The 219-nt window shown below is 61.2% G+C and carries 1 protein-coding gene; it reads left to right on the forward strand.

Translation table 11 applies throughout. The features are described from left to right. The coding region (locus tag AO268_RS06835; RefSeq protein WP_141562787.1) for a transposase at nt 1–219 on the forward strand (219 nt) is incomplete at both ends.

Consider the following 219-nt stretch of genomic DNA (forward strand, 5'->3'; position numbering starts at 1 on the left):
CGAGCTGGCGGCCGGCATCCTCGCTGTCATCAATGGCTATCTGGGCGACCGCGGCCTGTCGCTGCGCCAGGGCACCATCGTCGATGCAACGCTGATCAATGCGCCCAGTTCGGCCAAGAACAAGGACGGCAAGCGCGACCCGGAAATGCACCAGACCAAGAAGGGAAACCAGTATTATTTTGGCATGAAGGCCCACATCGGCGCCGATGACGAATCGGG

Source organism: Pseudomonas sp. ICMP 8385 (assembly GCF_002699915.1).
Lineage (GTDB): Bacteria > Pseudomonadota > Gammaproteobacteria > Pseudomonadales > Pseudomonadaceae > Aquipseudomonas > Aquipseudomonas gessardii.